The organism is Pseudomonas fluvialis (assembly GCF_002234375.1).
Lineage (GTDB): Bacteria > Pseudomonadota > Gammaproteobacteria > Pseudomonadales > Pseudomonadaceae > Aquipseudomonas > Aquipseudomonas fluvialis.
Genome location: NZ_NMQV01000001.1, coordinates 1 through 17207 on the forward strand (window position 1 = coordinate 1; position 17207 = coordinate 17207).

The window sequence follows — 17207 nt, forward strand, 5'->3', positions numbered from 1 at the left end:
GCGTTTCGATCAAGTCTTTCGCCTCAACCGAGGCCGCGCATTCTACAGCAGCCTTTCAATCTGTCAAGCTGTTTTTGAAGAATTTTTCGTTTCTTCTCAACCGCTTAGCTGAACCGAAGCAGCGCTTCCGATCAGCGGGAGGCGCATATTACAGCATCCGAAAACACTGTCAAGCACCTCATTCATCAACAGCGCTTTAGCCCTGCCGACCCGGCGCATTCTACAGAATCGCACCGCTCTTGCAAGCCTTTTATTTACCTAAGTCTTTGATTAAGAAGACTTTTTATGTAAGACCGGCATTGCAAGAGCGGCGAATTATAGGCAGCTCAGCCCGCAGGTCAAGCTTTATTTCCAAACATCCCTCATCAGCCTCAAGGGCATCGCAACAGCCGGTATACGTAATATCAACAGCAACCCACCCACCAAGGCATATGCCAACCATTCACCCCAGTCTGCCCTCACTACCCAGAGCATATGCAGCAATACCAAAGGCAGGATCAGATATATCGTGCGATGCAGGCGGCGCCAGTTCTTCCCCAGCCAACGCTGGCTAGCCCGTGTTGAAGTGAGTGCCAGCAGCAACAGGAGCATCCAGGCTAGCGCGCCAACGGCGATGTAGGGTCGCTGCGCCAGCTCTGCGGACAACGCCCCCCATTGCCAACCAAGCAAGAAGAACAGATAAGCCAGCACATGCAGGCAACCGGCAGTAAAACTCCACAAGCCAAGCTGACGGCGCACCAGCTGCCACCCCGCCCAACCGGTCATTTTTCGTAGCGGAGTCATCGACAAACATGCCAGCAAATAGAGCAGAGCCCATGAGCCCAGACTGTCTACCAGCGCCTTGCCCGGATCCGCACCCAACTGTTCATTGATCGCCCCCCAGAACAGGTGCAGCAAGGGGACCAAGGCCAGAACGAATACCGAAACGCGCCAGTACAGTTTCGCTATCAATAGTTCACCCGCAAATCCATGTTGCTATATAGCCCCGCAACCTCCTCATACCCATTAAACAGGCGCGTATCGATTACGTTCGGCGCAAATAGCCTGCCCGGTAAGCGCCGCTCACGAGCCTGACTCCAGCGAGGATGATCCACATGCGGATTGACGTTGGCGTAAAACCCATACTCTTGCGGCGCCATAGATTCCCAGGTGGTCAACGGACGCTCCCGTAGAAAGCTGATACGCACAATGGATTTGATGCTCTTGAACCCATATTTCCACGGCACGACAAGACGCAGAGGCGCCCCATTCTGCCCAGGCAGGCTACGCCCATACAGACCAACTGCCATGAAGGTTAATGGATGAGCCGCCTCATCAAGATGCAACCCCTCACGGTAAGGCCATTCAAGCAAACTAAACCCAGAACGCACACCCGGCATATTCTCAGCATCTACCACGCTTTCGAAGCGCACATAGCGGGCATGCGAACTGGGCTGGACACGCTCAAGCAGATCTCGCAGCGGAAAACCCAGCCAGGGGATGACCATGGACCAGCCCTCAACACAGCGCAGACGATAGATACGCTCTTGCAGTCGGTAGGGCGCCAGCAATTCATCCAAGGGCAGACGCCCTGGGCGAGCCACCTCACCATCCACCCAAAGCGACCAGGGTTGCGGCTGCCAGTTCCCCGCATGGCAAGCTGGATCCCCCTTCTGAGGACCGAACTCGTAGAAATTGTTGTATTGCGTGACATCACGAAAAGGCGTGAGCACCTCATCCCCGGCATCTCTACGCTGCCAACGTGCTTGCATCAGCTTGTCGCGCAACCAATCTGGATCCTGGCTCGCCGGCACCTCGCTATACGGAGAGACGCCTGCGCCACTCGCAGATCCATGAGCACCTAGCAAACCAGCAGCCGCGAGCCCTTGAAGGAAATGCCGGCGCGCCCTATAAATCCGCTCATCGGTGACATCCGCCTCAGTATTACGCGAGGAGGAAAAGGACTGGATTAACATGCAAGCTCCGCAGTCTTGACCTATGACAGGTCAACAGACCGCGGAGTGGGAGGAAAGTGCCTAGCTCACTGCCTTACGACGGCGCAACTGCAGGAGGTACTGCACAGGCCCGGAAGCCGCATAGGCCAGAAAAATCAGCAGCAAAATGCGCGGCGGGTCACTGAAGACCACCGCAAACACCAGCACCACAACCAGAATCGCCACGAACGGCACACGTCCCTTCAGATCCAGATCCTTGAAGCTGTGGTACTTGATATTGCTGACCATCAACATGCCGGCAGCAGCGACGACCAGCGCCACCACAAACGCCATGTTAGAGCCCTTGATACCAAAATCACTGAAGGCCCAGACGGTGCCGGCTACCACCGCCGCCGCCGCAGGACTGGCCAGGCCGATAAAGAACCGCTTGTCAGCACTCCCGACCATGGTATTGAAGCGTGCCAGCCGCAATGCAGCACCCGCCACATAAATAAAGGCGACCATCCAGCCAACCTTGCCCAAACTCCCCAGAGCCCACTCGAAAGCCACCAGTGCCGGAGCCACGCCAAAGGCCACCATATCGGACAGCGAATCATATTCGGCGCCGAAAGCACTTTGCGTATTGGTCAGCCGAGCGACGCGACCATCAAGACCGTCAAGCACCATGGCGACAAATATGGCAATTGCCGCACTGGCGAATTGCCCGTTCATGCCATTGATGATGGCGTAGAAGCCGGAAAATAACGCCGCCGTGGTAAACAGGTTGGGCAGCAGGTAAATACCGCGATGGCGCACCTTGCGCCCTTCTGCATCTCGACCTTCTTCGACATGCTCATCGATAGGCAGCAGACTTTCGCTGCCGGCACTGCCCAGGGGCTCTTCGGGACGTTCACTCATGAACCATTCCTTGCGACTGATGCTGTATGAATTGAATCAGGCGTCACCCTGCGGGTTCAGCGCCGATGCGCAGGCTTTATACCAGATGCCACGCTGCAAAACGAAAAAACGCGGCTTTCGCCGCGTTTCTTCAGTCATCGTGCGACTCAGTTCTTGGCCTTGTCGACGATCTTATTGGCAGCGATCCACGGCATCATGGCACGCAGCTTCTCGCCGACCACTTCAATGCCATGGGCAGCATTGTTACGACGGTAAGCAGTCATCGACGGGTAGTTGGTAGCCCCCTCGCTGATGAACATCTTGGCATATTCGCCGTCCTGAATGCGCTTCAGTGCATTGCGCATGGCGGCACGCGACTGCTCGTTGATGACTTCCGGACCGGTGACGTACTCGCCGTACTCGGCGTTGTTGGAGATCGAGTAGTTCATGTTGGCGATGCCGCCTTCGAACATCAGATCGACAATCAGCTTCAGCTCGTGCAGGCACTCGAAATAAGCCATCTCCGGCGCGTAACCGGCCTCCACCAACGTTTCAAAGCCCGCCTTGACCAGCTCAACACAACCACCGCACAGAACAGCCTGCTCACCGAACAAGTCGGTTTCAGTTTCGTCCTTGAAGGTAGTTTCGATAATGCCGGTACGGCCACCACCTACGCCACAGGCATAGGACAGCGCGACGTTCTTGGCGTTGCCGGAAGCATCCTGATAGATCGCGATCAGATCGGGGATACCGCCGCCACGCACGAACTCGGAACGCACAGTATGACCAGGCGCTTTCGGAGCAATCATGATGACATCCAGATCAGCACGCGGCACAACCTGGTTGTAGTGAATCGAGAAACCGTGAGCGAAGGCCAGGGTTGCGCCCTTCTTGAGGTTCGGCTCGATCTCTTCCTTGTACAGCTTGCCCTGGAACTCGTCCGGGGTCAGGATCATCACCAGATCAGCAGCAGCCACAGCGCTCTTGACGTCAGTCACTTTCAGGCCATGTGCCTCGGCCTTGGCAACAGTCGCCGAACCGGCACGCAGACCAACGGTCACATCAACACCGGAATCCTTCAGGTTGCAGGCATGGGCATGGCCCTGGGAGCCGTAACCGATGATGGCTACTTTCTTGCCCTGGATGATCGACAGATCACAATCCTTGTCGTAGTAAACATTCAAGCTCATGGAAATCTCCTAGTGCGCGGCCTCAAGGCCATTTATTCAATTGGTTAGATGCTCAGGACCTTGTCACCGCGGGCGATGCCGGTAACACCTGTGCGTACGGTTTCCAGAATCGACGTAGTGCCGATGGCCTGGATAAAGCTGTCCAGTTTGTCGCTGGTGCCGGCCAGCTGAATGGTGTACACGCTGCTGGTGACATCCACGATCTGCCCACGGAAGATATCCGTGGTGCGCTTGATCTCGGCACGCTGCGCCCCGGTCGCCTTGACCTTGACCAGCATCAGCTCACGCTCGATGTGCGCGCTTTCCGACAGGTTCACCAGCTTGACCACTTCGATCAGCTTGTTGAGGTTCTTGGTGATCTGCTCAATGACGTCATCCTGACCAATGGTGGTCAGGGTCAGACGTGACAGACTGGGATCCTCGGTAGCCGCTACGGTCAGGCTTTCGATGTTGTAGTTACGCTGCGAAAACAGGCCAACCACGCGCGACAGCGCACCAGGCTCGTTTTCCAGCAACAGGGAGATGATATGGCGCATGATCAGGTCCGCTCCGTCTTGCTCAGCCACATGTCGCGCATGGCGCCATCGCGGATCTGCATCGGGTATACGTGTTCGCTGGTATCCACAGCAATGTCGAGGAATACCAGACGGTTCTTCATGGCAAAGGCCTCAGCCATCTTCGCCTTCAGCTCGCTACGCTCGGTGATGCGCATGCCGACATGTCCGTAGGACTCCACCAGCTTGACGAAGTCCGGCAGGGATTCCATGTAGGAGTGTGAATAGCGGCTGCTGTACTGCATATCCTGCCACTGACGCACCATGCCCAGCGCCTGGTTGTTCAGGCAGACAATTTTCACCGGCAAGTCGTACTGCAGACAGGTTGACAGCTCCTGAATATTCATCTGGATGCTGCCTTCACCCGTTACACAGGCGACGTCCGCCTCGGGGAAGTTGAGTTTGATACCCATCGCCGCCGGGAAACCAAAACCCATGGTGCCCAGACCGCCGGAGTTGATCCAGCGATTCGGCTTGTTGAACGGGTAGTACTGCGCGGCAAACATCTGATGCTGGCCTACGTCGGAGGTGATGTAGGCATCACCCTCGGTGACCTCCCAAAGGGTTTCGATGACCGTCTGCGGCTTGATGATCGAGCCGTCCCCTTCATCGTACGGGAACAGCTTGCGGCCACCGCGCCACTCGTCAATCTGCTTCCACCAACTGGCCACGGTTTCCTTGTGCGGAGCCTGACCGATCTCCTTGAGGATGGCGACCATCTCGCTCAGCACACTATCTACCGGACCAACGATCGGAATATCCGCCTTGATGGTCTTGGAGATGGATGCCGGATCGATGTCCACGTGGATGATCTTGGCGTTTGGACAGAACTTGGCCGCACCGTTGATGACCCGGTCATCAAAGCGCGCGCCAACAGCCAGGATCACATCGGCATGGTGCATAGCCAGGTTGGCCGTGTAGCTGCCGTGCATGCCGAGCATGCCGACGAATTGCCGGTCACTACCGGGATACGCGCCAAGCCCCATCAGGGTATTGGTTACCGGCAGGTTGAGCATTTTGGCCAGTTCGGTCAGGGCAGCCGAAGCGCCGCCCATGATGACCCCGCCACCGGCGTAAAGAATCGGGCGTTTGGCAGCCAGCAGCATTTCCGCCGCCTTGCGGATCTGTCCGGAATGACCGCGTGTAGCCGGGCTGTATGAACGCAGCTTGACCTTCTTTGGGTAGCTGTACTCGAACTTCTTGGTTGGATCACCCATGTCCTTGGGAATGTCCACCACGACCGGCCCTGGACGACCAGACTGCGCGAGGTAGAACGCCTTCTTGATCACCTCGGGAATTTCCGAAGGATGCTTGATGATGAAGCTGTGCTTCACGATGGGCCGAGAAATGCCCACCATGTCGGTTTCCTGGAAGGCATCGGTGCCTACCATGTTGCTCGGTACCTGGCCGGAAATGATGACCATCGGAATCGAGTCCATGTAGGCGGTGGCAATCCCGGTAATGGCATTGGTTGCACCAGGCCCCGAAGTCACCATGACCACACCGGCCTTGCCGGTGGCGCGCGCATAGCCATCCGCCATGTGCGTGGCAGCCTGCTCGTGACGCACGAGGATATGGGTTACCTCGGGCTCCTTGAACAAGGCATCGTAAATATGCAGGAGGGCACCACCTGGGTACCCGTAGATGTACTTAACGCCTTCGTCACGCAATGCGCGAACGACCATCTCAGCGCCAGATAAAAGCTCCACGTCAATCCCCTCTATAACGCTAGAACGCCAGCCAGCTGGCTTGGCTCTCAAATAGGTGCTGTCAGACACAGAGCATGAGCGACGGGTGGTCGCCGACTACGTCAGCTCCTGACTGAGCAAGCATCGGGATACGCCAGTTGTTTCTGGAGCACCCCACCCAGCGCGAGGTAACGCGGTACGGGTAGAACAGGTCGGCGCGGATATGCACCTCATGATCTGCTGCGCGAACTGACAGGAACAGTCCAGCGCCAGCGAATCCTGAATTGTTCGGATTAGACAGGGTCAAGTCAAGTCATGTGACCCAGTTATCTGCCCGCAAGAGGCGTGATGCAGTGCCAACACACGGCCCCGCGCTTTTGGTTATAGTAATCTCCAGCTTTGCTCAACCGGCACAAGGACATCGCATGCGTCGCATCATTCTCACAGGCAGCCTAGTCATGGCCATGAGCCTGCCCAGCATGGCCGCCCAGGTCTACAAATGGGTCGACAGCAACGGCGTAACGCACTTCAGCGCGCAACCGCCCGAAGACCAGAGCGCCACCAGCATCAGCACCACTATCAAGCCACCTAAGAGCAGTGGCAGCGTAGCGCCGCTGCCCAAGCTGGACAGCCAACTGGAAGCAGGACAGCAGAAAGCCACCGACGACAAGGTCAAGCGCGAAGTGGCCGAGCAAGAGAGCAAGCGCAAGCAGTATTGCAGCGACCTGCGCGAGAACCTCTCCCAGCTTCGCCTCAACCCACGGGTACGCGTCGAGGAAAATGGTGAAATACGCCGTCTAAGCGCTGAAGAACGCCAGGCGCGAATTACCGAAGCAGAAAAGAGCTTGCAGGAAAACTGCCGTTGATACCGTTCAACTGACGGAAGCAGCGTCACTCAGCAAAGCATCGAACTGCTCCAGCAGGGCTATCAGGCCAAGCGCCGATACGCCCTGCAGGGCAAAACTGTACTGCGCCATGGGGGCGATCGCTGAAGCGCCCGGCAAGGGCGCACCTTCCCCAAGCAACTGATGCATGCGCGGCAGAAATATCCACTGCAGCCATTCGATAAAACTCAAGGTATCGACGCAGAAAGGCTCCCGACTGGCCAGCCGCTCAACGCTGGGCGCCTGCGACGCCCAATAGCCTTGCCGGCGCAGCTCCGCTTCGATCAGCAACAGCAGATCAGCCACCTGGTGACTACGCGAATCCATCATCAGAACGTTGCCCGGGCCCGTTCGCGCGCCTGCGCCGCGCCCGCCGCATCACCCTGCTGCTGACGCGCGCGGGCGATCACATCCCAGAACCCCGCCTGCATGGCAGCTCGCCCGCTGGCATAGGTCAAGCCACGTCGCGCCAGTTGCTCAGCCTGGGCGGCATCGCCCTGAGCCAGGCGCACTTCCGCCAGGCGATAGAGCACCTGCGGCTCCCGCGGTGCGATACGTTGTGCACGCTCAAGACTGGCCGCAGCACCCGCCAGATCACCATTGCCCTGCTGCTGCGCGGCCCCCGTCAGGAGCGCCAGCACCGGGCCATCCAACTGTTCATCGGCAGCCAGCACGGAAGACGAACCCGGCACCCCACTGGGCGCACTGTATACGGGGGTATTGGCAAGCGCTGGCGGCAAGGCGGGGGGTACCACGCCAGCTGGCCCGTCGACCACACTACTGGTGATCGGCGCACTGGAGGTCTGTAACGGCGCACTGACCACACCGGGCGGCACCATGACCACGACACCCGAGTCTTGCGGCAAGGTCTGTGGAGATAGCGTATCCGCAGCCGTATAGGCCGGCGCAGCAGAACCCTCTTCCAACTCAGACCAGGGCGCCCCGGCATCGACAACAGGAATGGCACCCTGCTGCGGCGTGGCACAGCCACCCAGCAGCAAACCGGCAGCCAGCAGTATCGGCAACTTGTTCACGTCGCATCCTCGTAATTATCAATCAAGCCAGCCACGCACCCAGTCCATTACCGACTCCACCGGCGCGCCCAGCGACATACCGCAGGGCGTACCGGGAGCCGGCTGACTGCCGCGGATATAAGGCATTTGCACAGCACCGGGACAGCCCGGATCCGAACCCAGGCCGGTTTGCCCATCGATCCAGGCTGGCACCACGTTATCCGGCATCGGCATATCCAGCGGCAAGGGATCGGCGCGACGCATGAAATCGGTCCACACCTGCAGGGCGCCTGTGGCACCGGTCAGCGGTGTCTTGCCATTGTCGTCACGCCCCATCCATACCACACCCAGCAGATCCTGGCCAAAGCCGGCAAACCAGCTATCGCGCGAATCATTACTGGTTCCCGTCTTACCGGCCAGCTTGAGATTGGCTGACAACTGGTTGTACACCGACCGACCGGTACCTTCGCGCATGGTGCGCTGCATGGCTTCTTGCAGCAGGTAGATGGCACCGGGATCAAAGCGCTGCTGCACCTGGAAGGGATAGCCCTTGAGCGGCTCGCCATTGGCCGTCAAGACACTGCGAATGGCCCGCAAAGGGGTGTTGAAACCACCATTGGCCATGGTCTGGTACATCGCACCGACCTGCATGGGGCTCATGCTCCCCGCCCCCAGCAACATGGAGGGATAGGCAGGCCAGTCGACCTCTACCCCCAAGCGCTGCACGGTGCGCAGCACGCTGGGCACACCGAGCTCCAGCCCCAGGCGCGCAGTCGACAGGTTGTAGGATTGCGCCAGCGCCTGATAGAGGTACAGCGTGCCATGGCTTTGCCGGTCATAATTCTGTGGACGCCAGACCTGGCCATCCTGCCCCTTGACCGACAGAGGCTCATCCTGCAGCCAGCTGGTCAAGGTGTACTGGCTGGGGCGCTCCAGAGCGGTCAGGTAGATCGCCGGTTTGATCAGCGAACCGATCGGCCGCTGTGCATCCAGGGCCCGATTGAATCCGGCAAAGCGCGGCTGCCGGCTACCGATCAGGGCCTGCACTTCACCTGTTTCCGGGTTGCTGACCAACATGGCCGCCTCGACCTTATCCACCCCCTGGCGACCGGCCAGACGCTTGAAGGTTTCCGCCATGGCCGTCTCGGCCTTGCGCTGCAGGATGGGATCGAGGCTGGTAAAAACCCGCAGCCCTTCTTCGGTCAAATCCGATTCACGATAATCCTGACGCAATTGGCGCTTCACCAAGTCGAGAAACGCCGGGTAGGAACTGTTGGCCATGCTGCCGCGCTGGGTAACCCCCAACGGCCGCTGCTTGGCCGCTGCGCCCTGCGCGGCATCCACCACGCCCTGTTCAACCAGCAAGTCCAGCACCAGGTTGCGTCGCGCCAGGGCTCGTTCGGGGTGACGGCGCGGATTGAACACCGTCGGTCCCTTGACCATACCGACCAACAACGCGACTTGATCCAGCTTCAGCTCATTGAGCGGCTGACTAAAAAAGTACTGCGCGGCCAGACCAAAACCATGCACAGCCCGCTGACCATCCTGACCGAGAAACACCTCGTTGAGATAGGCCTCGAGGATTTCCTCCTTGCTGTAATGCAGCTCCAACAGCACGGCCATCATCGCCTCAACGGCTTTGCGGCTGAGGCTACGTTCACTGGTCAGATAGAAGTTCTTGACCAACTGCTGGGTCAGGGTACTGCCGCCCTGGCGCAACTGTCCGGCAGTAGCGTTGACCCACACCGCGCGCAAGATCCCTTTCGGCGACACACCGAAATGTTTGAAAAACTCGCGATCTTCTACCGCCACCAAGGTTTCCACCAGGTAAGGCGGCACCTGATCCAACTGGATCAACAGGCGATCCTCGTTATGCGCAGGGTACAGGCCACCAATCAGCAATGGCTCCAGGCGCGCTACCGGCAGATTAGCGCCGCTGGCCAGTTGCAGCGCCGCGACATAGTCGCCCGAGAAACGCACGCGCACGCGTTGCGCCGGTTCCTGGCCTTCATAGAACTGGAAGCCACGGCTATGCAACTCGATCTGGTTACCCGCCACGGCTACCGCACCGGGACCACTGGCCGATGACTCGCGTCGGTACCCCAACGCCTCCAGCTCACTCAGGAAATCGTCTCGATTGAGCTTGAGCCCGACAAACAGCTCCAGCGGCCGCGCATAGACCTTGGCCGGAACAGTCCAGCGCTTACCGGAAAACTTTTCCTGCACCACCGCATCGAGGTACACGGCAAATACCGCCAGCACCACCAGGCCGACCAGGGAAAGTTTGAATAACCAGCCCAGCCAGCGGCGACCGGCGGCAGGAGCAGAGCGTTTGGCGCGTTTGCGCGGAGTACGGGAACGAGTCATGGCGGGCGATTATACGCACTTTGCCCCACCCCAACAGGCACGCCGCAGCGGTTTGCACAGCAACGCACAGCAGCCATAATGCCAGCCCCGAACCACGCCCCAGCAAGGACTGAACGTGAGCCAAGCCCTGATCGCCGCCCTGCAGAACCCCGCCCTCTACCCCCACCCGGTGGAGCAGTTCCAGGTCATCGAGACCCATATTTCCTGGGTGCTGCTCACCGGCCCCTATGCTTACAAGATCAAGAAGCCGGTCAACTTCGGTTTCCTCGATTTCACCACCCTGGCCGATCGCCAGCACTACTGCGCTGAAGAGCTGCGCCTCAACCAGCGCCTGACGCAAGGTCTCTACCTGCAGGTACTGGCCATCGGCGGCAGCGAACAGCACCCGCAGCTCGGCGTCGACGCCGGAGCGCCAGTGATCGAATACGCCCTGCAGATGCGCCAGTTCCCACAAAGCCAACTACTTGCCGAGGTACAGGCACGCGGCGAGCTGCTGCCACAACATATCGACCAGCTGGCCGAGCAAATCGCCCGCTTCCACGCCAGCACGCCGGCACTCCCCCAAGAGCACGCCCTGTGCAACAGCGCGGCGATTGGGGCGCCCATGTGGCAAAACTTCGAGCAGATCCGTCCGCTGCTGCAGGATAGCCGCGACCTGCAACAGCTGGAGGCCCTCGAAGCCTGGACACGCAGTACCTTTGCCCGTCTCGAGCCCCTGCTGGAGCAACGCTGCCAGCAGGGCATGCTGCGCGAATGCCATGGTGACCTGCACCTGGGCAACGCCGCGCTGCTGGATGGCCAGCCAGTGTTCTTCGACTGCATCGAATTCAATGAGCCGTTCCGCCTGATCGATATCGCCTCGGACGCCGCCTTCCTGGTCATGGACCTGGAAGACCGCGGCCTGAAGCCCCTGGCGCGGCGCTTCCTCGACCAGTGGCTGGAGCACAGCGGCGACTATGCGGCGCTACCATTGTTCAACCTGTACCAGGCCTACCGCGCACTAGTACGCGCCAAGGTCAGCCTGTTCAGCATGGCCCAGGAAGGCGACGCTGTGCAGCGTGCCGTCATGCTTCGCCAATACCGTCGTTACGCCGATCTGGCGGAAAGCTACAGCGCCATTCCGTCGCGCTTCCTGGCTATTACCCATGGCGTATCCGCCGTCGGCAAGAGCCATGTAGCCATGCGCCTGGTGGAAGCACTAGGCGCCATCCGCCTGCGTTCGGACCGCGAGCGCAAGCGCCTGTTCGCGGCCCAACAAGGCGCAACCCAGGACACGCTGTACGCTGGCCTATATAGCAGCGAAATCAGTGCGGCAACCTACGCTCATCTGCATCGTTTGGCTGGCGACATTCTCGCCGCCGGTTATCCGGTGGTGATCGATGCCACCTATCTCCAACACAGCCAGCGTCAAGCCGCCCAGGCAGTCGCCGAAACACTGGGCTGCCCCCTGCTGATCCTCGACTGCCACGCGCCACAGGCCTATATCGAACAGTGGCTGGCGCAACGCCAGGCCGACCAGCAGGACCCCTCCGACGCGACATTGGCGGTAATTGCCGCTCAACAGAGCCGACGCGAACCCTTGCTACACGAGGAGCAACTGCTCTGCCAGCGAGTGGACACCCATAACGCCAGCAGCCTGGACAGCCTGATCGAACGCATTCGCCAGCACCTTCCCGGCCTGTGACAGGTACGCCCGGGCAAAGCGCCCGGGCGCTGGCTATACTCGGGAAAACGGCCAACAGGATGACTTGCCATGCCCGCCCCACGCCAACTGGATAACCCGCTGTATCGGCTCCTGCACAGTGAGCGCGTCAAGGAATTCAACGCGCAAAAGCCAGCCGAAGGCCTGATCGACCTCAGCGGCGGAGATTTCCGTGGGCTTGACTTGCGTCTGCTCGACGCCGACCGGGTGATCCTCCGCGACGCCTACTTCCGTGGCGCAGACCTGCGCGGGGTAGACCTGCGTAGCTGCCAGATGGAGGGGGCGAGCATCGCTCATGCGCAAATCTCCGGCGCCTACTTCCCGGCCGAACTGAGTGCTGACGAAATCCTCATGTCGCTCAACTTCGGCACACGCATGCGCTATCGCCCCTGAGCCGCCAGCCATCATGCCCAGCACCAGCCGCGACGAGCTGCAGGAACTGCAGAATCTCGGCAAGACATCTGCCCAGTGGCTGCATGCCTGCGGCATCCACAGCATCGCCGAACTACGCCGACTGGGCGCAGTTCAGGCCTATGCCTGCGTGCGCCAACGCGGCTTCAGGGTCACGCGCAGCCTCCTCTATGCGCTGGACGCCGCGTTGCGCGACCTGCCCAGCCGGCAGCTGGATGAACAGCGCAAGGCCGAGCTTGATCGCCTTTACCACATCAGCCAGGAGCACAATGCACGCCAGCTCACACCTTGAACAGCGCGCCATTTACGCCCTGCCAGGCACAGCCTATTGTTTCACGGCCAGGCCCATGTCCAGCCATACCGCCACACTGACCAGCCGTCCTACCAGACTCACAGATCGCTCAAGGAATTACCGTCATGTATCTACTCGGGGAGCAACCGGCCTACGCCGACCAGCTGATCAACCGCCTGCAGAGCATTCCTGCCCAGTTGCTGCAGGGGCTAAGCCCGGAAGGCCCGGCACTGATCTTTGCCGGCAGCGACGATCTGTGCGCCGAACTGCCGCCCAACCAGCTGTACCTCATCGAGAACGGCCTGCTACACGCGTTGGTCGATGAGCGCCCGCTGTTCTATCTACAGGAAGGCGACCTGCTGGGCCTGCGCCAGGGCATTGACATGCCCAGCTGCCGCTACAGCAGTGACGAGCCGGTCACCTTGCTACCCTACGCGCGCAGCAAGGTCTTCCAGCATATCTATGCCGATGAAACTCGCCAGGAGCTGTTCCTGCAGTACCTGATCGGCCAAACCGCGCTGCTCTCCGACGCGCTAGCGCGCCTCAAGCAACCGGAAATCCGCCCCGCCACAGGCTTCCAGCATTTCGCCGCCGGAGAAGAGCTGATTCACCAGGGTGATGAGGCGGATCATGTATTCATCATCATCGAGGGACATGCCGAAGCCTATGTCGATGGGCACAAGGTCGGCGACGTACAGAAGGATGAGATTTTCGGCGCAATGGCCGTCTTCACCCGCGAGAAACGCAGCGCCACGGTCATCGCCAGCGAGCCCTGCACGGTCATGGTGATTCCCAAGGAGCAGTTCCTCAGCCTGATGCAGAGCAACCCACGCATTGCCCACAGCCTGATCGAAAGCATGGCACGGCGCATCGACCTGCTTAATCGCGAGGTCACCCAACTGCGCCTGAAACAGGAGCCCGCCGAAAGTTTTTGAAAATTATTCTCAAAAAGACTTGCACCATTTATGAGAATAGTTATTATTAACTCAACTGGCCGCGAGGCCAGCCAGATAGCGGAAAGGTCTGGCAGTCTGACCCTTCAGGTTATCTCCTCATCAGGCTAATCACGGTTTTTGACCCGGCTCTGCCGGGTCTTTTTTTGCCTGCTCAACGCTGCCGTAGGCTGGCGCAATAGTCCTGCTCCTCGACGGCCGCGCTGTACCACACATAGTCCGCCTGCTCAGCCGTGACCTCGCGCCCGGCCTCGGCGAGGATCAATACGCGAGCCGCAGGCCCGCCAAGATCAGCCAGGTGCAGGGGCACCCCCACATCGCGCCGCACGTGGTAGGCCCCGGCCAGCAGCATGGCCGGCTGCGCAGCGGCCAACAGCGCCTCGGCCATGCGCCGGTCACGCTGCTGCTGTACCGCCAGCATGGCCGGCAACTGGCTTTCCGGTAGTAACTGGCAATGGCTCTCGCGTATTTGCGCCAACAGTGCCTGGCGCACCGCTGCAGCACTGCTCGCCGTGCCGACCAGCGGCGGAGGCTGGCGATACACCTGCAGCAACTCGCTACGACTCAGATTGGCAGCCAGCAATGGATAAGGCTGACGCAGTGCGTATTCCACCAGCGGCCCATAGAGATGCCAGGGCCAGCCGGCCTGCCAATGCAATGCCAGCAGCGGGTCCGCAGGTCGCGCACCACGCCGCCAGTCATCCTGCGCCTGGCGTAGCGCCTGCTGCTGACTGCTGTCGAGCATTTCCAGCAACAGGCTACCCTGTGCGCGGCGCTGCACCAGATTACGCAACAACCAGAGCTGCAGGGCATGATGATCGGGATTGTCGTGTTGCTCGCCGACCAGCAGCAAAGGGGTCGAGGCCAGTGCCTCCAGCAGTTGCGCAGGCGTCAACAGCCGGCCAGTGCGCAATTCGATGATATGCCCCAACTGGGTATGTTCGCGCGCTTGCGGACTTTGCCAGGCCGGCAGGGCGCTAGGCGCCTGCAACGACTGGCAGGCAACCAGGCCCAGCAGACAAAACAGTAGCAACACACGCATGTTTGACTCCTCGGGTCAGCGGATCAGCACCAGCGGATGATCCAGCAGGGGGTGACGCTGTACCAGCACCGGTAAGCCGAACACCTGCTCCAGCAAGCTGGCTTCGAGTACCTGTGCGGGGCTGCCCTGGGCGTGCACGTGACGCTGGTGCAGCAACAGCAGGTGATCACAATAGCGTGCCGCCAGGTTCAGATCATGCAGCACGACCAGCACCGCCACGCCACGCCCGGCTAACTGTCGCACCGCCTGCAGGATGCCGTGCTGATGCGCCGGATCGAGCATCGCCGTCGGTTCATCGAGCAGCAACACCTGGCCAGGTTGACCAGGCCAGAGCTGTGCGAGCACCCGGGCCAGGTGCACACGCTGACGCTCACCACCGGATAACTCCAGGTAGTTGCGCCCTCGCAGGTGGACGGCATCGGCGGCCTGCAGCGCCGCAGCTACCCGCTGCTCCGTCTGCTGGCGGGCTTCACTGTGTGGCAGACCGCCAAAAGCCACTACCGCTTCGACGGAAAACGCAAAATTCAGCGTCGAGCTCTGCGGCAGAACGGCAAGTTGAAGGGCGCGCTCACGCGCCGACCAGGCGCGCAAGGGGCGCCCCTGCAGTAACACCTGCCCCTGAGTAGGCTCCAGCTCTCCGCTCAACGCCGCCAGCAGCGAGCTTTTACCCGCGCCATTGGCGCCCAGCACGCCCAGCACCTGCCCCGCCGGCAACGTCAATTCGACGTTTTCCAGCACGGCACACGGCCCCCGACAAACTTGCAGTTGCCGCGCCTGCAATACCCCGTCCATCAGTAGCGTCCCCGACTCAGCAGGTAGAGAAAAAAGGGCGCGCCGATCAGCGCGGTGACGATGCCCAGCGGCAACTCGGCCGGCGCCAGCAGCAGGCGAGCTGCCAGGTCGGCCAGCAACAACAGGCTGGCCCCGGCCAGGGCGGCCGCCGGCAACAGCAAGCGATGATCCGGCCCGAGCAGCAGGCGCATCAGATGCGGCACCACCAGTCCGACAAACCCCACCATGCCCACCGCAGCAACCGATGCACCAACCGCCAGCGCGGTGGCCAGCACCAGCTCGGCCTTCAGCCGCTCGACACGAAACCCCAGGTGACGCGCCTCGGCTTCGCCGAGCAACAGCACATTCAGCGCGGCGGCGCGGCGTGGCAGCCAGGCCAGGGCCAGCAGGCCAATCAGCAGCAGCGGCCAGACTCGTGCGTAGCTGGCCGTATTCAGACTGCCCATGTTCCAGAACACCAGGCTGCGCAATTGCTGCTCATCGGCCAGGTAACTGAACAGGCCGACCAGCGCACCGGCCAGTGCCGTCAGGGCGATCCCTGCCAGCAACATCGAAGCAACGTGAGTGCGACCGTCACGTTGACCGAGGCGATAGACCAACAAAGTAACCAGACTGCCGCCAGCAAAGGCGGCCAGCGCCAGCGCGGAAGACTGCAGCCAGTCCGGCAAGCCGGCCAGGCCGAGCAGGGAGCCGCAGACGATGACCAGCGCCGCCCCGAGTGCCGCACCACTGGAAACGCCGATCAAACCCGGATCGGCCAGCGGGTTGCGGAACAGCCCCTGCATGATCACCCCGGACAGCGCCAGCAACGCGCCCACGCACATCCCCAGCACGCTGCGCGGCAGGCGAATCTGCGCGACGATCAGCTCGGCCTGCTGCAATCCCGCGCCATCCAGCGGCACACCACAGAGGCGCAGCAGCGCCTGCAGGCTATCCAGCAATGGCAGGCTCAGCGGCCCCAGGGCCAGGGACAACCAGAAGCTGGCCAGCAGGAGTCCGGCGAGCAGCATGAATACGTAACGCGGAGCCAGGGAAAAGGCCATGTCTATGCCTGCAAGTACAAATCAGCCGGCAGGATAAGAGTCCGGCGCCCGCCTCGCCAGCCCCATGCCTGGTGCGCTTTGCCGGACAAGCCGCCGCCAGGCGATAATTGCGCCTTGTCCTACACGCCAGGAACAGCCGTATGCCACTGCTCTGCACCAGCCGCGAACTGCCCGAAGGCCAGAGTCGCGGTTTCCAGCACGGCACCCTGCGCCTGCTCGCCGTGCGGCATGCCGGACAGGTCTACCTGTACGAAAACCGTTGCCCGCACCGCGGCATTCCGCTGGAGTGGCAAGCCGACCAGTTTCTCGACAGCAGCGCTAGCCTGATCCAGTGCGCCAGCCACGGCGCACTGTTTCTCATCGAGGACGGCCAGTGCGTTGCCGGCCCGTGCAGCGGACAACGGCTGCGCGCCCTGGCCTGCCACGAGGACGCCGCCGGCATCTGGCTGGACGCCGAATAGACCGC

General features: G+C 60.8%; 18 protein-coding genes. 6 read left to right on the forward strand and 12 right to left on the reverse strand.

Going from position 1 to position 17207, the window contains the following annotated elements; translation table 11 throughout:
- Positions 1–345 precede the first annotated feature (345 nt).
- The 6 genes from CFY91_RS00005 to CFY91_RS00030 all read right to left on the reverse strand — a co-directional run bounded on the left by CFY91_RS00005 (position 346) and on the right by CFY91_RS00030 (position 6263).
- A complete protein-coding gene (locus tag CFY91_RS00005) occupies positions 346–948 on the reverse strand; it encodes a protein-methionine-sulfoxide reductase heme-binding subunit MsrQ (RefSeq protein ID WP_093984402.1) in 603 nt (200 codons plus the stop codon).
- The gene (gene msrP, locus CFY91_RS00010) at positions 948–1955 is read right to left on the reverse strand and encodes a protein-methionine-sulfoxide reductase catalytic subunit MsrP (RefSeq protein WP_093984282.1); all 1008 of its coding nucleotides are present in this window, start codon (positions 1953–1955) and stop codon (positions 948–950) included. Before msrP ends, CFY91_RS00005 begins: the two co-directional genes overlap by 1 nt.
- A gap of 60 nt (positions 1956–2015) precedes the next feature.
- Positions 2016–2831: a CDP-diacylglycerol--serine O-phosphatidyltransferase gene (pssA, locus tag CFY91_RS00015; protein ID WP_093984283.1), complete on the reverse strand. Its 816-nt coding sequence runs from the start codon at positions 2829–2831 to the stop codon at positions 2016–2018.
- A 146-nt stretch (positions 2832–2977) separates the two neighbouring features.
- Positions 2978–3994, reverse strand: coding sequence for a ketol-acid reductoisomerase (gene ilvC, locus CFY91_RS00020; RefSeq protein ID WP_093984403.1), 1017 nt, complete (start codon positions 3992–3994; stop codon positions 2978–2980).
- A 50-nt stretch (positions 3995–4044) separates the two neighbouring features.
- On the reverse strand, positions 4045–4536 hold the full coding sequence (ilvN, locus tag CFY91_RS00025) for an acetolactate synthase small subunit (protein ID WP_093984284.1): 492 nt from the start codon (positions 4534–4536) through the stop codon (positions 4045–4047).
- 2 nt (positions 4537–4538) lie between these two features.
- On the reverse strand, positions 4539–6263 hold the full coding sequence (locus CFY91_RS00030) for an acetolactate synthase 3 large subunit (protein ID WP_093984285.1): 1725 nt from the start codon (positions 6261–6263) through the stop codon (positions 4539–4541).
- 404 nt (positions 6264–6667) lie between these two features.
- On the opposite strand from CFY91_RS00030, the gene CFY91_RS00035 reads away from it, so the two are divergent.
- A complete protein-coding gene (locus CFY91_RS00035; protein ID WP_093984286.1) occupies positions 6668–7108 on the forward strand; it encodes a DUF4124 domain-containing protein in 441 nt (146 codons plus the stop codon).
- A 6-nt stretch (positions 7109–7114) separates the two neighbouring features.
- Here CFY91_RS00035 and CFY91_RS00040 read toward each other — a convergent pair whose 3' ends face one another.
- Genes CFY91_RS00040 through mrcB form a run of 3 tightly spaced genes read right to left on the reverse strand, consistent with a single transcriptional unit; the run spans position 7115 to position 10506 of the window.
- Positions 7115–7453 carry a YqcC family protein gene (locus tag CFY91_RS00040; RefSeq protein WP_093984287.1) on the reverse strand — a complete coding sequence of 113 codons (339 nt, stop codon included), beginning with the start codon at positions 7451–7453 and terminating at the stop codon, positions 7115–7117.
- 2 nt (positions 7454–7455) lie between these two features.
- Positions 7456–8160: a tetratricopeptide repeat protein gene (locus tag CFY91_RS00045; RefSeq protein ID WP_165765277.1), complete on the reverse strand. Its 705-nt coding sequence runs from the start codon at positions 8158–8160 to the stop codon at positions 7456–7458.
- An 18-nt stretch (positions 8161–8178) separates the two neighbouring features.
- The gene (gene mrcB, locus CFY91_RS00050; protein ID WP_093984288.1) at positions 8179–10506 is read right to left on the reverse strand and encodes a penicillin-binding protein 1B; all 2328 of its coding nucleotides are present in this window, start codon (positions 10504–10506) and stop codon (positions 8179–8181) included.
- Positions 10507–10621: 115 nt separating this feature from the next.
- Here mrcB and CFY91_RS00055 point away from each other — a divergent pair, with 115 nt between their 5' ends.
- From CFY91_RS00055 to CFY91_RS00070, 4 genes are all read left to right on the forward strand, one after another.
- The gene (locus tag CFY91_RS00055) at positions 10622–12190 is read left to right on the forward strand and encodes a bifunctional aminoglycoside phosphotransferase/ATP-binding protein (RefSeq protein WP_093984289.1); all 1569 of its coding nucleotides are present in this window, start codon (positions 10622–10624) and stop codon (positions 12188–12190) included.
- A gap of 69 nt (positions 12191–12259) precedes the next feature.
- Positions 12260–12601 (forward strand): pentapeptide repeat-containing protein, encoded by a 342-nt coding sequence (locus CFY91_RS00060; RefSeq protein WP_093984290.1) that lies wholly within the window; start codon positions 12260–12262, stop codon positions 12599–12601.
- Between the two features lie 13 nt (positions 12602–12614).
- A complete protein-coding gene (locus tag CFY91_RS00065; RefSeq protein ID WP_093984291.1) occupies positions 12615–12911 on the forward strand; it encodes a TfoX/Sxy family protein in 297 nt (98 codons plus the stop codon).
- Positions 12912–13036: 125 nt separating this feature from the next.
- Positions 13037–13846 carry a Crp/Fnr family transcriptional regulator gene (locus CFY91_RS00070; RefSeq protein ID WP_093984292.1) on the forward strand — a complete coding sequence of 270 codons (810 nt, stop codon included), beginning with the start codon at positions 13037–13039 and terminating at the stop codon, positions 13844–13846.
- A 172-nt stretch (positions 13847–14018) separates the two neighbouring features.
- On the opposite strand, the gene CFY91_RS00075 is transcribed toward CFY91_RS00070, so the two are convergent.
- The 3 genes from CFY91_RS00075 to CFY91_RS00085 are packed head-to-tail and all read right to left on the reverse strand — an operon-like array spanning position 14019 to position 16708.
- Complete coding sequence (locus tag CFY91_RS00075) at positions 14019–14906, reverse strand: ChaN family lipoprotein (protein ID WP_093984293.1); 888 nt, start codon at positions 14904–14906, stop codon at positions 14019–14021.
- Between the two features lie 15 nt (positions 14907–14921).
- The gene (locus tag CFY91_RS00080; RefSeq protein ID WP_093984294.1) at positions 14922–15698 is read right to left on the reverse strand and encodes a heme ABC transporter ATP-binding protein; all 777 of its coding nucleotides are present in this window, start codon (positions 15696–15698) and stop codon (positions 14922–14924) included.
- Positions 15698–16708: a FecCD family ABC transporter permease gene (locus tag CFY91_RS00085; protein WP_371870541.1), complete on the reverse strand. Its 1011-nt coding sequence runs from the start codon at positions 16706–16708 to the stop codon at positions 15698–15700. Before CFY91_RS00085 ends, CFY91_RS00080 begins: the two co-directional genes overlap by 1 nt.
- Positions 16709–16881: 173 nt before the next feature.
- Between CFY91_RS00085 and CFY91_RS00090 the strand changes: the two genes are divergently transcribed.
- Positions 16882–17202: a Rieske (2Fe-2S) protein gene (locus CFY91_RS00090; RefSeq protein ID WP_093984296.1), complete on the forward strand. Its 321-nt coding sequence runs from the start codon at positions 16882–16884 to the stop codon at positions 17200–17202.
- Positions 17203–17207: the final 5 nt, after the last annotated feature.

What these genes read in the sequence shown, in the direction of transcription:
- CFY91_RS00035 (WP_093984286.1), top strand. Translation starts at nt 6,668, where the DNA reads ATGCGTCGCATCATTCTCACAGGCAGCCTAGTCATGGCCATGAGCCTG.
- CFY91_RS00040 (WP_093984287.1), bottom strand. Translation starts at nt 7,453, where the DNA reads ATGGATTCGCGTAGTCACCAGGTGGCTGATCTGCTGTTGCTGATCGAA.
- CFY91_RS00060 (WP_093984290.1), top strand. Translation starts at nt 12,260, where the DNA reads ATGCCCGCCCCACGCCAACTGGATAACCCGCTGTATCGGCTCCTGCAC.
- CFY91_RS00065 (WP_093984291.1), top strand. Translation starts at nt 12,615, where the DNA reads ATGCCCAGCACCAGCCGCGACGAGCTGCAGGAACTGCAGAATCTCGGC.
- CFY91_RS00075 (WP_093984293.1), bottom strand. Translation starts at nt 14,906, where the DNA reads ATGCGTGTGTTGCTACTGTTTTGTCTGCTGGGCCTGGTTGCCTGCCAG.
- CFY91_RS00080 (WP_093984294.1), bottom strand. Translation starts at nt 15,698, where the DNA reads ATGGACGGGGTATTGCAGGCGCGGCAACTGCAAGTTTGTCGGGGGCCG.
- ilvN (WP_093984284.1), bottom strand. Translation starts at nt 4,536, where the DNA reads ATGCGCCATATCATCTCCCTGTTGCTGGAAAACGAGCCTGGTGCGCTG.
- mrcB (WP_093984288.1), bottom strand. Translation starts at nt 10,506, where the DNA reads ATGACTCGTTCCCGTACTCCGCGCAAACGCGCCAAACGCTCTGCTCCT.
- CFY91_RS00090 (WP_093984296.1), top strand. Translation starts at nt 16,882, where the DNA reads ATGCCACTGCTCTGCACCAGCCGCGAACTGCCCGAAGGCCAGAGTCGC.
- CFY91_RS00085 (WP_371870541.1), bottom strand. Translation starts at nt 16,708, where the DNA reads ATGCTGCTCGCCGGACTCCTGCTGGCCAGCTTCTGGTTGTCCCTGGCC.
- msrP (WP_093984282.1), bottom strand. Translation starts at nt 1,955, where the DNA reads ATGTTAATCCAGTCCTTTTCCTCCTCGCGTAATACTGAGGCGGATGTC.
- pssA (WP_093984283.1), bottom strand. Translation starts at nt 2,831, where the DNA reads ATGAGTGAACGTCCCGAAGAGCCCCTGGGCAGTGCCGGCAGCGAAAGT.
- CFY91_RS00070 (WP_093984292.1), top strand. Translation starts at nt 13,037, where the DNA reads ATGTATCTACTCGGGGAGCAACCGGCCTACGCCGACCAGCTGATCAAC.